Consider the following 13,572-nt stretch of genomic DNA (forward strand, 5'->3'; position numbering starts at 1 on the left):
GGGAAGCAAAAGTATGACGATTGGATTGCGACCGCTTGAATAAGTCATACCTTTGCGTCAAGGTGAGCGCGGACCAGGCAGAAGAGGAGGGGACCGGGGCGCGCTTCTGCGGGAGACGGCGGGTCACACCTCCCGGTAGGGGTGGAATCCGCGGCCGGTCTTGCGGCCGAGCAGGCCCGCCTCGACCATCCGGGAGAGCAGTGGCGGCGGCGCGTACAGCGGCTCCTTGTACTCCTCGTACAGCGAGTTCGCGATCGCCTCGACGGTGTCCAGGCCGATCAGGTCGGCGAGTCGGAGCGGGCCCATGGGGTGCGCGCAGCCGTGCAGCATGCCGGCGTCGATGTCCTCCGGGCTCGCGTGGCCGGCCTCGGCCATCCGGACCGCGGCGAGCAGGTAGGGCACGAGCAGGGCGTTGACGACGAAGCCGGCCCGGTCGCGGGAGCGGACGACGTGCTTGCCGAGGGTGTCGGCGGCGAAGGCCTCGATGCGCCGCAGCACGTCAGGGCCGGTGTGCAGCGAGGAGACCACCTCCACCAGCGGCATCACGGGTGCCGGGTTGAAGAAGTGCAGGCCCAGCACGTGCGAGGCGCGGGTGGTGGCGATGCCCAGCCTGGTGACCGGGATGGCGGAGGTGTTGGTGGCGAGGACGGCGCCGTCGTCGGCGAGGATCTCATCGAGGCGGGCGAGCACGCCGGTCTTGACGGTCTCGTCCTCGACGACCGCCTCGACGATGAGTTGACGGTCGGCCAGGGCCTCCAGGTCGTCGGCGAACAGCAGGCGCGCCCGGGCGTCCTCGCAGCCGGCCGGGTCGAGGCGGCCGCGGTCGACCGCGCGCCGCAGGGATCGGTCGATCCGCTCCCGGGCGGCCCGCAGCGCGGTCGCGTCCCGCTCGCAGACGACGGTGTCCAGACCGGCACGGGCGAACACCTCGGCGATGCCGGAGCCCATCTGCCCCGCGCCGACCACGGCGACCCGTCGGATCTCGTTCATGGTGGTGCCTCCGTAGTGGGGGCGGCTCAGGCCGCGGTGCGGACTCGGACGAGGTGGCGGGCGTAGGCCTCGGTGGTGAGGAAGGCGGGCAGGTCCGCGGCGAGGGCGGTCTCCTCCAGGGTCCGTACGGCGTGGTCGACCAGCACCGGGTCGGCGCCTTCGGCGAGCAGGGCGGCCCGCTCCCGGTCGGTGAGCCGCCGTATCAGGTCCGGGGTGGCGAGCGAGCCGCCGGCGAGACGGGAGCAGTGGTGCTGCCACTGCCAGAGCTGGCAGCGGGCGATCTCCGCGGTGGCGACGTCCTCCATCAGCCCGTGGACGGCGACCGCGCCCGTCCCGCCGAGCCAGGCGGTGAGGTAGCGCAGCGCGACGGCGACGTTGGACCGCACGCCTTGTTCGGTCGGGAGGCCGACGGACAGCCGCTGGACGGCGAGCAGGTCGGCGGCGGTGACCTCGACGTCGTCCCGGGTGCGGTGGAGCTGGTTCGGGCGGTCGCCGAGGACGGCGTCGAAGGCGGCGCGGCAGGTGGCGACCAGACCCGGGTGGGCGACCCAGGAGCCGTCGAAGCCGTCGCCGGCCTCCCGCTCCTTGTCACGCCGGACCTTGGCGAGCGCGGCCTCGTTGGCCTCGGGGTCGCGGCTCGGGATCGCGGCGGCCATGCCGCCGACGGCGTGCGCGCCGCGCCGGTGGCAGGTGCGCACCAGCAGCTCGGTGTAGGCGCGCATGAAGGGCTGGGTCATCGTCAGGTCGGCGCGGTCGGGCAGGACGAACCGCGGTCCGTGACGGGCGAAGTTCTTGATCAGGCTGAACAGGTAGTCCCACCGGCCGGCGTTCAACCCCGCGGCGTGCTCGCGCAGTTCGTAGAGGATCTCGTCCATCTCGAACGCCGCGGTGACGGTCTCGATGAGGACGGTGGCGCGGATCGTGCCGTGCGGGATGCCGAGTTCGGCCTGGGCGACGGTGAAGACGTCGTTCCAGAGGCGCGCTTCGAGGTGGTTCTCCAGTTTCGGGAGGTAGAAGTAGGGGCCGCTGCCGCGGTCGATCTGGCGCCGGCCGCAGTGGTAGAGGTAGAGGCCGAAGTCGACCAGGGCGCCGACGGCCGGGCGGCCGCCGAACCGCAGATGGGCCTCGTCGAGGTGCCAGCCGCGGGGACGGACGACGATGGTGGCGGGTGTGTCGCCGACCCGGTACCGCCGGCCGTCCGGGGTGGTCCCGTAGATCCGCCGCTCGATCGCGTCGAGCAGGTTGAGCTGCCCGCTGACGATGTTGTGCCATGTGGGGGCGGTGGCGTCCTCGAAGTCCGCCAGCCACACCTTCGCACCGGAGTTGAGGGCGTTGACGGTCATCCTGCGCTCGGGCGGCCCGGTGATCTCCACCCTGCGGTCGGCGAGGCCGGGAGCTGCCCCGGCGACGCGCCAGGCGGTGTCCTCGCGGACGGCGCGAGTCTCCGGGAGGAAGTCCAGGGTGCCGCCCGCCGCCAACGCGGCGCCGCGGCGGGCGCGTTCGGCGAGCAGGTCGGTGCGGCGGCCCGCGAAGACCTCGTGCAGGCGGGCGAGGAAGCGCAGGGCCTCGGGGGTGAGGATCTCCTCGAAACGCTCCTCGTGCTCGCCGAGGATCTCGGCGGGGGTCGAGATGCGGCTGGTCGGGCTCATCCGGTTCTCCAAGAGGGCTCTTCGGGCGGCGGGCCCGGGGCTTCGTCCCTCAACGAGGCCCCGGGCTGTATCGGCGGCCGTGGAGCTCCCCGGACGGGGCGGCCGCCGGGCTCGGTCAGTGGAACTGCTCGGCCTCGGTGGAGCCGGTCAGGGCGAGGGTCTCGGCGTTCGGGTTGAGCGCCGTGGAGACCTGGTCGAAGTACCCGGTGCCGACCTCGCGCTGGTGCTTCACGGCCGTGTAGCCGTCCGGGGCGGAGGCGAACTCGGCCTCCTGCAGGTCGACGTAGGCGGTCATGCCGTGCTCGGCGTAGCCCTTGGCGAGCTGGAACATCGAGTGGTTGAGGGCGTGGAAGCCGGCCAGCGTGATGAACTGGAAGCGGTAGCCCATCGCGCCGAGCTCGCGCTGGAACTTGGCGATCTCGTCGTCGTCCAGGGCGGCCCTCCAGTTGAAGGACGGCGAGCAGTTGTAGGCGAGCAGCTTGTCCGGGTACTCGGCCTTGACGGCCTCGGCGAACTCGCGGGCCTGGACGAGGTCCGGGGTGCCGGTCTCCACCCAGAGCAGGTCGGCGTAGGGGGCGAAGGCGAGGCCGCGGGAGATCACCGGCGCCATGCCGGGCTCGACCCGGAAGAAACCCTCGGCGGTGCGCTCGCCGGTGCAGAACCGGGCGTCGCGCTCGTCCACGTCCGTGGTGAGGAGGTTGGCGGCCAGCGCGTCGGTGCGGGCCACGATCACGGTGGGCACGTCCGCGATGTCGGCGGCCAGCCGGGCGGCGTTGAGGGTACGGATGTGCTGGGCGGTCGGCACCAGGACCTTGCCGCCGAGGTGGCCGCACTTCTTCTCGGAGGCGAGCTGGTCCTCGTAGTGGATGCCCGCCGCGCCGGCCGCGATCATGCCCTTGGTGAGCTCGAAGACGTTCAGCGGGCCGCCGAAGCCGGCCTCGGCGTCGGCGACGATCGGCACCAGCCAGTCCGGTCCTTCGTTGCCCTCGGCGGCGTCGATCCCGTCCGCGCGCAGCAGCGCGTTGTTGATCCGGCGCACCACATGGGGAACGGAGTCGGCCGGGTAGAGGCTCTGGTCGGGGTAGGTCTGGCCGGCCCGGTTCGCGTCGGCGGCGACCTGCCAGCCGGACAGGTAGATCGCCTGCAGACCGGCCTTCACCATCTGGACGGCCTGACCGCCCGTCAGCGCGCCCAGGGCATGGATGTAGTCCCGCTCGTGCAACTGCCGCCACAGCCGCTCGGCGCCGCGCCGGGCCAGCGTGTGCTCCTCGCGCACCGTCCCCGACAGCCGCACCACGTCGGCCGCGGAGTAGCTGCGCTCGACGCCCGCCCAGCGGGGATCAGCCGCCCACCGGGCGGCGAGGTCCGCCGCGCGCTGCGCCTGCTGCTGTCGAACCGGCTGCGTCATGATGGCTCCAGGGGTGCTCGTTGCGAAGGATGTGAGGCCGGCCGCCCCGCGATGCGCAGACGCCGTCCCGGTGCCGGGGCAGCGACGGGAGGGGGCCACCAGGTTCTGCCCCGTGCCGCCCACGGACCTGCTCCGACAGGGGACTTGTCCGCCGGCCGCCGGCCGCAGCACCGACTCTGGCAGCCCCGGCGGCGGCCGTCACCGCTGGACCGACGCCAACTTCTGCGAAGCCCCGGATGCGAATCGGCGAAGACTGCGAAGACGCCCACCCGGGCTGCCGCGCGGCTACGCTGGCACCGACACGCCGCAGCGGCATGCGGCGGCAACGGGGGAGCGGGACGATGGGCAAGGCCTTCGCCGGGGCGCGGCTGCGCCGGCTGCGGGAGGAACGCGGACTCAGCCAGGCCGCGACGGCCCGGCTGCTCGACCTCTCACCGAGCTACCTCAACCAGTTGGAGCACGACGCCCGCCCGCTCACCGTCCCCGTCCTGCTCCGACTCACCGAGGCCTTCGGCGTCGACGCCGGCTGGTTCGCCCCGCCGGAGACCGCCCGGCTCACCGCCGAACTGCGCGACTCCCTCGGAGAGGAGACCGCCGCCGGCCGCATCACCCCGGGCGACCTCGACGAGGTCGCCGCCCGACTGCCCGCCGTGGCCCGGCTACTGATGGACCTGAACCGCGAGCGGCGCGCCGTCGCCGAGCAGTTGGCCGTCCTCGCCGGGGAACGCGGCCCGGCCGCCGACACCCTCACCCCGCACGAGCAGGTCCGCGAGTTCTTCTACCGAAGGCGGAACTACCTCCACGAACTCGACACCGCTGCCGAGGAGTTGGCGGGGGCCACCGGTCTGCGGCGCGGCGGTGTCCGGGAGGTGCTGGCGGAACGGCTGACCGCCCGGCACGGCGTCCGGCTCACCACCGGGGGAGACCACCTGCACCGGTACGACCCGCACACCCGGGTACTGCACCTGTCGGACCGGCTGCGGCCGGGCCAGCAGGCCTTCCGGATGGCCACCCAGCTGGCCTACCTGGAGCACGACCGGCTGCTGTCCGAACTCGCCGCGCAGGACAGCACGGAGGGTTCCGCCGCCCGGTCGCTCACCCGGATCGGGCTCGCCAACTACTTCGCCGCCGCGCTGGTGCTGCCCTACACCGCGTTCCACGCCGAGGCGGAGCGCTCCCGCTACGACATCGAGCACCTCGCCGACCACTTCGGTGTGGGCTACGAGACGGTCTGCCACCGGCTGAGCACCCTGCAGCGGCCGCGGCTGCGCGGGGTGCCGTTCTCCTTCGTCCGGGTCGACCGCGCGGGCAACGTGTCCAAGCGCCAGTCCGCCACCGACTTCCACTTCTCCCGCACCGGCGGCACCTGCCCGCTCTGGAACGTCTACGAGGCCTTCGCAGCCCCCGGCCGGGTGCACGTCCAGATCACCGCCATGCCCGACGGGCGGCGGCACCTGTGGACGGCCCGCACGGTGTCCCGCTCGCCGGGCGGCTGGGGGCGGCCCGGGAAGACCTTCGCCGTCGGACTCGGCTGCGAACTCCGGCACGCCGCACGGCTGGTGTACTCCGCCGGCCTCGACCTGGGCGACGAGGCCGCCGCCACCCCGATCGGCCTCGGCTGCAAGGTCTGCGAACGCCCGGCCTGCCCGCAGCGCGCCGCCCCCGCCATCGGCCGCCCGCTGGCCGTCGACGAGCACACCAGCACCTTCGTCCCGTACCCGGTGCGGCCGGAGGCGGACTCCTGACCTCGGCCGGTACGGACCGTCCGGCCCGTGCCGGTGACACCGTCCGTGGCTCAGCCGATGGTGCGCTCGCGGTCGCCGGCGAGTTCGCGCACCGCATCGGCGACGGCCCGGAAGTCCTTGCGCAGGATCTTGGAGTGGTTGCTCGCGACCTTCGCGCTGACCTTGAAGTTCGGGTTGCGGGCGAGCACCGGGTCGAGATTGGCCCGGATCTCCTCCATCAACGTCGCGTCGCCGCCCAGGTTGCCGCCGGTGGCGACCACGTACCGGACGGGTGCGGTCACCCGGTCGAAGACCGGGTTGAGGGCGCCGGGCGCGCAGAGCTCGTTGGCCTCGATGTTGATCTCGGCATGCTGCGCGGCGCTCATCCGCGCGGCCAGGCCGAGCCGGCGGGCGACCGGGAAGAGCGGGCTCAGTCGGCGGAACAGCTTCCGGATCTGTGCCCGGGCCGCGTCGTCGAGCCAGTCGTGCGGGAAGGCGCCGTCCACGGACACCACCCCCAGGGCGCGGTCCGGATTCCGGGCGGCCCAGTGCATCGCGAGTGCCGCGCCGTAGGACCAGCCCACCAGGATCGGTCGCTCGACGCCTCGCGCCTCGAGGACGGCGTCGAGGTCGCGGACGCACGCCTCGAAGGAGTAGTCCGCCGAACGCTGCGACCTGCCGCGGGCGCGCTCGTCGTAGGTGATGTGCCGGAAGTCCCCGCCGAGGTCGGTGATGACGCGCCGCCAGTGCGACTGGTCGGCGTAGGAGCCGTTGAGGTAGACCAGGGGACGGCCGGGCCCGCGGGTGTCGGTGACGGCCAGTGCGGTGTCGTCGACCGGCACCAGGCCGGTCCAGACGGGCTGCTCGATGGTCAAGGTCTGTCTTTCTGCAGGGTCGGACGTGGATCGGTGGCGGTGGGCGGTGAGGTGCGCGGCCGTACGAGGAGTGGCCGTGCACCTGGGCGGTCAGAGGCTGCGGGCGGTGATGTCGCCGTAGGCGGTGGTGGCGCGGACGGTCAGGGCCGCGGCGGCACCGTCGGCGTTCTGCAGCGTGTTGTGGATCCGGCCGTAGGCGGTGCCGGCGTCCAGCGAGGCGGAGACGCCGCGGGCGGCGCCGACCTCGATCCCGCCGGCCTCGGTGCGGAGCACGACCGCGCCGCGGACGGCCTCGGTGATGCGGATGTCGCCCTTGGTGGTGGTGATCTCGGCGGGGCCGGTGAGGCGGCCGACGGCGATGTCGCCGGCGAGGAGGGTGAGGTGGGCGCTCGCGGCCTCGTCGAGCTTGATCGAGCCGGCGGCGCTGTCGAGGGTGACGTCGCCGAGCTGCCCGACGCCCCGGAGTTCGGCGTCGGCCGTCTTCGCCGCGACGCGGGAGCCGGCGGGCAGCTGGACGGTGACCTCGACGGATCCGGAGGTGCCGAGGATCCGGTTCTTCGCCGCGGGGGCCTCGATGCGCAGGACGCCGTCGGCGTAGGCGACCTCGATCCGGGCCGCGGCCTTCACGTCGCGGCTCTTGGCGGCGTCCGCGGGCCGGACATCGACGGCGGTGTCGGCCCGGTGGGCGGCGATGAACCGGATCCGCCCGGCGGGGACGTCGAGGACGGCCGAGATGGGGGCGGGGGTGTCGAACTTCTGCATCGTGCTCTCCTGTGACTCGTCGTTTCTGATGACCGAAACGCTACGTTGCATTCAAGAATCCGGCAACATACTCGTTGCGCCGAATCACCATTTATGCAGGTCATCGCCCCAGAATTGTTGCAATGGCCTTGAATTTAATGCAACAGCCCGCGATTCGCCCATTGCAATGAATGGCGAGTGAACGCTATGCTGAAGGCGCCACGGACCACAAAGGAGACCGCGATGCCGGGAGGCAGACTCACCCAGCAGGAACGTCAGCAGATCGCGCTGGGACTGGCCGACGGCCTCGCCTACGCGGAGATCGCCAGACGCCTCGACCGTCCGACCTCGACGGTCACGCGCGAGGTGATGCGCAACGGCGGCCCCACCGCCTACCGCGCCGACCTCGCCCACCGCGCCACCGAACACCGCGCGCACCGCCGAAGGCCCGCCGCCTCCCGGGGGTCGGAGCCGCTCCCCCAGCCGCACGGACGCGACGCCGAGGCCGTGGCCGCGTACGAGGAGACGCTCACCACCGTCCTCATGGCCACGGGCGTGCCCACGATGGGGGCGCGGGTGCTGACCTGCCTGTTCACCAGCGACGCGGGCAGCCTCACCGCGTCCCAGCTCGCTCAGCACCTGCAGGTCAGCCCGGCCTCCATCTCCAAGGCGATCGCCTTCCTGGAGAGCCAGAGCCTCGTCCGCCGGGAACGCGACGAACGCCGCCGCGACCGCTACATCGTCGACGACGAGCTCTTCTACCAGGCGACGATCGCCAGCGCCCGGTCCAACGACCAACTCGTCGCAACCGCACGCCAGGGCGTCGCCGTCCTCGGCCCCTCCAGCCCGGCCGCCACCCGCCTGGAGAACGTCGCCCGCTTCCTGGACTTCATCAGCGAAAGCATCACCCGCGCCGCCGAACAGGCCCGCGAAGTCCTCCACACGAAGCCCGGAACGGCCTCGGCCGGCACTGCGGAGCCGCAACCGGAAGACTGATGGTCGGCTGAGGAAAAGTCAGCTGCCGTCTACCCACCGCTCGATGAGGCTACCCGGAAGCCCGTGAGCCGAGTCCGTGGTGGATGGGGACCGAGCCGGTCGCACGGTGGAGGCACGTTCTCCGTCCGACCGGCCAGGTCCGACCCCACCGGCAGGGCCGGCAGGACCTCGAACACCGGGCTGCCGAACCCGGCCTGACCTGCCAGAAGGCGGATGTGGGTGCAGGCCTGCGGGTGGGGATCGGGCGTCATGGGTGTGATCGTCGCACAGGGCTCCGACGGTGCTGCACGGCCCGTCCGACTCTCGCCGGGGTCAGTGCGCTTCGCGGTCCTCGGCCGGGCGGGCGCGGCGGCGGGCGGTCATGGCCGGTGCGGCCAGTGCGGTTGCGGCGAGCAGTGCTCCGGCCACCCCCAGCGCGTGCTGCGCGCCGAGGCCCGCCGTTCGCCCGGAGGCGTCGCCTGCCAGGAAGACGCCGCCGACGACGGCGACGCCGAGGGTGCCGCCGAGTTGCTGGACGGCGTTGAGGAGGCCGGCCGCCGAGCCGGTCTCCTGCGGGGAGACGCGGCGCAGCGCGGCGGTGAAGAACGGCGGGGTGAACAGGCCGACGCCCAGGCCGGCGAGGGTGAGGGCGAACGGCAGGGCGGTCGGGTAGTGGCCGACGGGTGCGGTTCGGTAGACGAGGGCCGCGGCGGCGATGCCCGTGGCGAGGGTGGCGATGCCGGCGTGCAGGACGCGGGTGCCGTGCCGGGGGACGAGGTGGCTGCCGGCGAGCCAGGAGGCGACGGCCAGGCCGGCGGACCAGGGCAGCAGGGTGAGGCCGGCGGTGAGCGGGCCGGTGTGCAGTCCGAGTTCGAGGTGCAGCACCACGGTGATCATGACACCGTTCATGGTGGCGAAGAACAGCGTGGAGGTGGCCAGTGCGGCGGGGAAGGCGCGGCCGCGCAGCAGGGAGGGTTCGACGAGTGGGGTGCGGCCGGCGGCGGCCGTGCGGCGCTGGTGGGCGGTGAACACGGCCAGGACGAGGGCGCCGAGGGCGGCTGCGGCCCATGCGGCGGCGCTCGGTGCGCCGGTTCCGGCGGCGAGCGGGCACACCAGCAGGGTGGTGCCGGCTGCGGCGAGGAGGGTTCCGGTGGCGTCGAGGCGGGGGCGTACGGGGGCGTGGTCCTCGCGCAGGCGCGGGGCGACGGCCAGGACGGCGGCCGCGAGCGGCAGGTTGACCAGGAACACCGCGCGCCAGGATGTGCCGAGCAGGTCGGCGTGGGTGAGCACGCCGCCGAGGACGGGTCCGAGGACGGCGGACAGGCCCATGACCGGTCCGATGGTGCCCAGGGCCTTGGGGAGTTCGTCGTCGTCGAACATGGCGCGGATCAGTCCGAAGGTCTGAGGGATGATCAGGGCGGCGGCTGCGCCCTGCGCCGCGCGAAGGCCGATGAGGATGCCGGTGGTGGGGGCGAGTGCGCAGGCCAGGGAGGTGAGGGCGAACGCGGTGACGCCGATCCGGAAGACGCGGCGGCGGCCGGCGATGTCGCCGAGGCGGGCGGCGGTGAGCAGACCGAGGGCGAAGGTGAGGGTGTAGGCGGCGCTGTACCAGGGGATGGCGGCGGCGGGGCCGCCGAGGTCGGTGTGGATGACGGGGCCGGCGACCTGGACGATGGTGGCGTCGAGGAGGTTCATGGCCTCGGCGGTGAGCAGCGCGATCAGGGCGGTCCACCGGTGGCGGTGCGGTGCGGTGTCCGCTCGGCCGGTCGCGGCGATTCGGGCCGAGGCGTCGGTGTCGGTGTCCGTGTCGATGTCGGTGTCGGTGTCGGCTGGATGCCGGGTCATGCGGTCCCCCATGGGTGGATGCCGATCGGTGCGGTGCCACCACCCTGTCGCCGCCCATTCGCCGGGTTCCATGAATCGCGACCGAATCGACGATTTCTTCCATCAGCGGCGGCTACGGTGACGGATGTGCTCGAACTCGACGACCTCGACCGCGGCCTGATCCACGCGCTGCACGTGGACGCGCGTGCCCCGTTCACCCTGATCGCGGAGGTTCTCGGTTCCTCGACGCAGACCGTGGTGCGCCGCTACCGGCGCCTGCACGCCGAGGGCGGGCTGCGGGTGGTCGCCCTGCCGAGCCCGCGCAGCGCCCGTACGCACCAGTGGTTCCTGCGCCTGACCGCGGCGACCCGTACCGCCCATGACCTTGCGGTCGCGCTCGCCCGCCGTCCTGACACCTCGTGGGTCCGGCTCACCTCGGGCGGCACCGAGATCGTCGCGATCGTCCACACGGCGCCCGGCGGCCCGGACGCGCACGCGCTGTTGCTGCGCGACATCCCGCGCACCTCCGGCATCACCGCAGTCTCCGCGCACTACCTGCTGCACACCTATCTGGGCGGTCCGGTGGCCTGGCGCGGCCGTCTCGGTACGCTGACGGCCGAGCAGGAGGCCCGGCTGAATGCCCACGCCGTCCCGGCGGTGGAGACCGACGGCGATCCGTACTCCTTCACCGAGGCCGATCTGCGGCTGCTGGCCGTGCTGCGCGAGGACGGCCGGACGAGCTACGCGCACCTGGCCGCCGCGACCGGGTCCACGCCCGCCACCGTCACCCGCCGTCTGACCGAACTGCGCTCGCGCGGCGCGCTGTTCTTCGACCTCGACATCGAGCCGGCGCTCCTCGGGGTCGCCGTGTCCGCCCTGCTGTGGATGCAGGTCGCCCCGAGCCGGCTCGACGAGGTGGCCACCGCACTGGCGGCCCACGACGAGCTCGCCGTCGTCGCCGCCACGACCGGCCCGACCAATCTGGTCGCGCACGCGCTGTGCAGCGACGCGGAGTCGCTGCACCACTACCTGACCCGCCGCCTCGCCCTGGACGCGATCGGCCGGATCGAGACGGCGCCGGTGCTGCGCACCTACAAGGCCGCCGCCACCCTGCGCCTCTGACAGGCCGGGGCCGCCGGGAGCAGTGTTCGCCCCTGGGAGGGTGAATCTGACGGTGCGTCCGCCGCTGTCGTGCCGGCCGGGGCGGGAGGTCGGTCTACCGTCGAGCCCGGCCCGGGGCCAGGGCTGTCCGCTCCCCCGGCGTGCTTCGTGCTCCCCCTGACCGACTGGAAGGTTGCTCCCGCATGCGAATCCGCCCGTTGTGTTCGAGAGCAGGGCTGTGCGTGGTGGCCGTGCTGCCGCTGCTCGCCGTCACGGTCGCTGCGGCTCCCGCCCCGGCGGACACCCCGTCACCTCGGGGTCGGTCGGCGGTGCCCGGCACGGCGCCGGAGTGGACGCGTACCGCCGTGGACCGGGGACCGGAGCGGGCCGACGCGCCGGTCTCCGTGCGGGTCTACCTCTCCGGCCGTGACCAGCAGGGGCTGGACGCGTATGCGCGCCAGGTGTCCGACCCGGCCTCCGCGCAGTACGGTCACTTCCTCACGGCGGAGCAGTTGGCGGAGCGGTTCGGCACGAGCGAGGAGCAGACCGGCCGGGTCCGGTCCTGGCTGGACTCCTCGGGCATGCGCGTCACCGCCTCCAACAGCCACTACCTCACCGCGCAGGGCGATGTCGCCGACGCCCAGCGTGCGTTCGGCACGGAGCTGCGCAGCTACCGGAAGGGGGACCGCACGTACCGCGCGCCGGCCGGTGACGTCACGGTGCCCGCGGACGTGGCGGAGGACGTCCTGAGCGTCACCGGGCTCAGCACCGCTCCGAGCAAGGTCCGGCCGGCCAGGCCGAAGCCGCAGGACACCCTGCCCGGTCCGGGTGGCGCCTTCGTCAACTCAGGCCCGTTCTCGGACTACTTCGGCTCCGACCCGGCCACCGGCACCCCCGCCGCGTACGGCGCCGTCCGGCCCTACGTGATCCAGGGTCTCAACGGCGGGCAGCTGCGCAGCGCGTACGGTGCGACCGGCACCGGGCTGACCGGTCGCGGTGTGACGGTGGCGGTCGTCGACGCCTACGACTCGCCGACCATCGGCGACGACGTGACCCGCTACGCCGCCGCGCACGGGGACGCACCGTACGGCAAGGACCAGTTGCTGCGCTACGACCCGGCGGTGTGGACGCACACGGCGAGCCCCGACGTGGACCCGGACGGCTGCGACGCCTCGGGCTGGTACGCCGAGCAGACCCTCGACATCGAGGCGGTGCACGCCGTCGCCCCGGAGGCGGACATCTCCTACGTCGGTGCGTCCTCGTGCTACGACCAGGACCTCGTCGACGCCCTCGACCGGGTGGTCGACCGGCACTTGGGCGACATCGTCTCCAACTCCTGGGGCGAGCCGGAGAACGCCAGCGACCCCGCCTTCGACCGGGTCTACCAGCACCTGTTCAAGCGCGGCGCGGTGACCGGCATCGGCTTCTACTTCTCCAGCGGCGACAGCGGCGACGAACTGGAGAACACCGGCACCAAGCAGACCGACATGCCGGCCTCGCTGCCGTGGGCCACCGCCGTCGGCGGCACCTCGCTGGCCCTGGACTCCTCCGACGCCTACCGCTTCGAAACGGGCTGGGGCACGCTGAAGTCCGTGCTCTCCGCGGACGGCACCGCCTGGGTGGACCTGCCGGGCAGCTTCAACGGCGGGGCGGGCGGCGGCACCAGCGCCCGTTTCCCCCAGCCGGCGTACCAGCGCGGCATCGTCCCGCCGTCGCTGTCCGGCGCCAACGGCGGCAGCAACCGCGTCGTGCCGGACATCGCCGCCGTCGCCGATCCCAACACCGGCTTCCTGGTGGGCCAGACCCAGACCTTCCCGGACGGCAGCGTCCGCTACTCCGAGTACCGCATCGGCGGAACCAGTCTCGCCTGCCCGGTGATCGCGGCGCTCCAGGCCCTCGCCCAGCAGGCCAAGGGCTCCCCGATCGGCTTCGCCAACCCCGCCGTCTACCAGCGGTACAACACCGACGCCTACCACGACGTCACCGACCACCCCTTCGGCCCGGGTACCGAACTCGCCCAGGTCCGCGTGGACTTCACCAACACCGTGGACGCCACCGACGGCACCGTCACCTCCCTGCGGACGATGGGCCACGACACCTCCCTGGTCGCCGAGGGCGGCTACGACGCCGTCACCGGCGTCGGCACACCGACCGCCGAGTACCTCGCCTCCTGGGACTGCCCGCCCGACGGGTGGCGCGGCGGCCGCGCCGACGACTGATCGTGGCGCCGTGGGGGGGGGGGGGGGCCGGCCCCCCCCCCCCCCCCCCCGTACCCCCCGGCCCCC

At 73.2% G+C, this 13,572-nt stretch carries 10 protein-coding genes; 4 read left to right on the top strand and 6 right to left on the bottom strand.

The genetic code is table 11. The annotated features are described in order from the left end of the window. Window positions 1-123 precede the first annotated feature (123 nt). The 3 genes from AB0P35_RS39490 to aceA all read right to left on the bottom strand — a co-directional run bounded on the left by AB0P35_RS39490 (window position 124) and on the right by aceA (window position 4,047). Window positions 124-990, bottom strand: a complete 867-nt coding sequence (locus AB0P35_RS39490; RefSeq protein ID WP_363520890.1) for a 3-hydroxybutyryl-CoA dehydrogenase — start codon at window positions 988-990, stop codon at window positions 124-126. A gap of 26 nt (window positions 991-1,016) precedes the next feature. Then, window positions 1,017-2,639 carry a malate synthase A gene (aceB, locus tag AB0P35_RS39495; RefSeq protein WP_363520893.1) on the bottom strand — a complete coding sequence of 541 codons (1,623 nt, stop codon included), beginning with the start codon at window positions 2,637-2,639 and terminating at the stop codon, window positions 1,017-1,019. Window positions 2,640-2,754: 115 nt separating this feature from the next. Further along, a complete protein-coding gene (gene aceA / locus AB0P35_RS39500; RefSeq protein ID WP_363520896.1) occupies window positions 2,755-4,047 on the bottom strand; it encodes an isocitrate lyase in 1,293 nt (430 codons plus the stop codon). Between the two features lie 341 nt (window positions 4,048-4,388). On the opposite strand from aceA, the gene AB0P35_RS39505 reads away from it, so the two are divergent. Further along, window positions 4,389-5,792 carry a short-chain fatty acyl-CoA regulator family protein gene (locus AB0P35_RS39505; RefSeq protein WP_363520899.1) on the top strand — a complete coding sequence of 468 codons (1,404 nt, stop codon included), beginning with the start codon at window positions 4,389-4,391 and terminating at the stop codon, window positions 5,790-5,792. 50 nt (window positions 5,793-5,842) lie between these two features. Here AB0P35_RS39505 and AB0P35_RS39510 read toward each other — a convergent pair whose 3' ends face one another. Both AB0P35_RS39510 and AB0P35_RS39515 read right to left on the bottom strand, forming a co-directional pair. Then, a complete protein-coding gene (locus tag AB0P35_RS39510; RefSeq protein WP_363520902.1) occupies window positions 5,843-6,646 on the bottom strand; it encodes an alpha/beta fold hydrolase in 804 nt (267 codons plus the stop codon). Window positions 6,647-6,736: 90 nt separating this feature from the next. Beyond that, window positions 6,737-7,408 carry a DUF4097 family beta strand repeat-containing protein gene (locus AB0P35_RS39515; RefSeq protein WP_363520905.1) on the bottom strand — a complete coding sequence of 224 codons (672 nt, stop codon included), beginning with the start codon at window positions 7,406-7,408 and terminating at the stop codon, window positions 6,737-6,739. Between the two features lie 222 nt (window positions 7,409-7,630). Between AB0P35_RS39515 and AB0P35_RS39520 the strand changes: the two genes are divergently transcribed. Then, window positions 7,631-8,383 (top strand): helix-turn-helix domain-containing protein, encoded by a 753-nt coding sequence (locus AB0P35_RS39520; protein WP_363520908.1) that lies wholly within the window; start codon window positions 7,631-7,633, stop codon window positions 8,381-8,383. A gap of 312 nt (window positions 8,384-8,695) precedes the next feature. Here AB0P35_RS39520 and AB0P35_RS39525 read toward each other — a convergent pair whose 3' ends face one another. Beyond that, window positions 8,696-10,207, bottom strand: a complete 1,512-nt coding sequence (locus AB0P35_RS39525; RefSeq protein WP_363520911.1) for an MFS transporter — start codon at window positions 10,205-10,207, stop codon at window positions 8,696-8,698. Window positions 10,208-10,333: 126 nt separating this feature from the next. Here AB0P35_RS39525 and AB0P35_RS39530 point away from each other — a divergent pair, with 126 nt between their 5' ends. Both AB0P35_RS39530 and AB0P35_RS39535 read left to right on the top strand, forming a co-directional pair. Continuing rightward, a complete protein-coding gene (locus tag AB0P35_RS39530; RefSeq protein WP_363520914.1) occupies window positions 10,334-11,308 on the top strand; it encodes an Lrp/AsnC family transcriptional regulator in 975 nt (324 codons plus the stop codon). A gap of 182 nt (window positions 11,309-11,490) precedes the next feature. Then, window positions 11,491-13,506, top strand: coding sequence for a S53 family peptidase (locus AB0P35_RS39535; protein WP_363520917.1), 2,016 nt, complete (start codon window positions 11,491-11,493; stop codon window positions 13,504-13,506). The last annotated feature ends 66 nt before the right edge of the window (window positions 13,507-13,572 follow it).

Source organism: Kitasatospora sp. NPDC085879, assembly GCF_040686255.1.
GTDB lineage: Bacteria > Actinomycetota > Actinomycetes > Streptomycetales > Streptomycetaceae > Kitasatospora.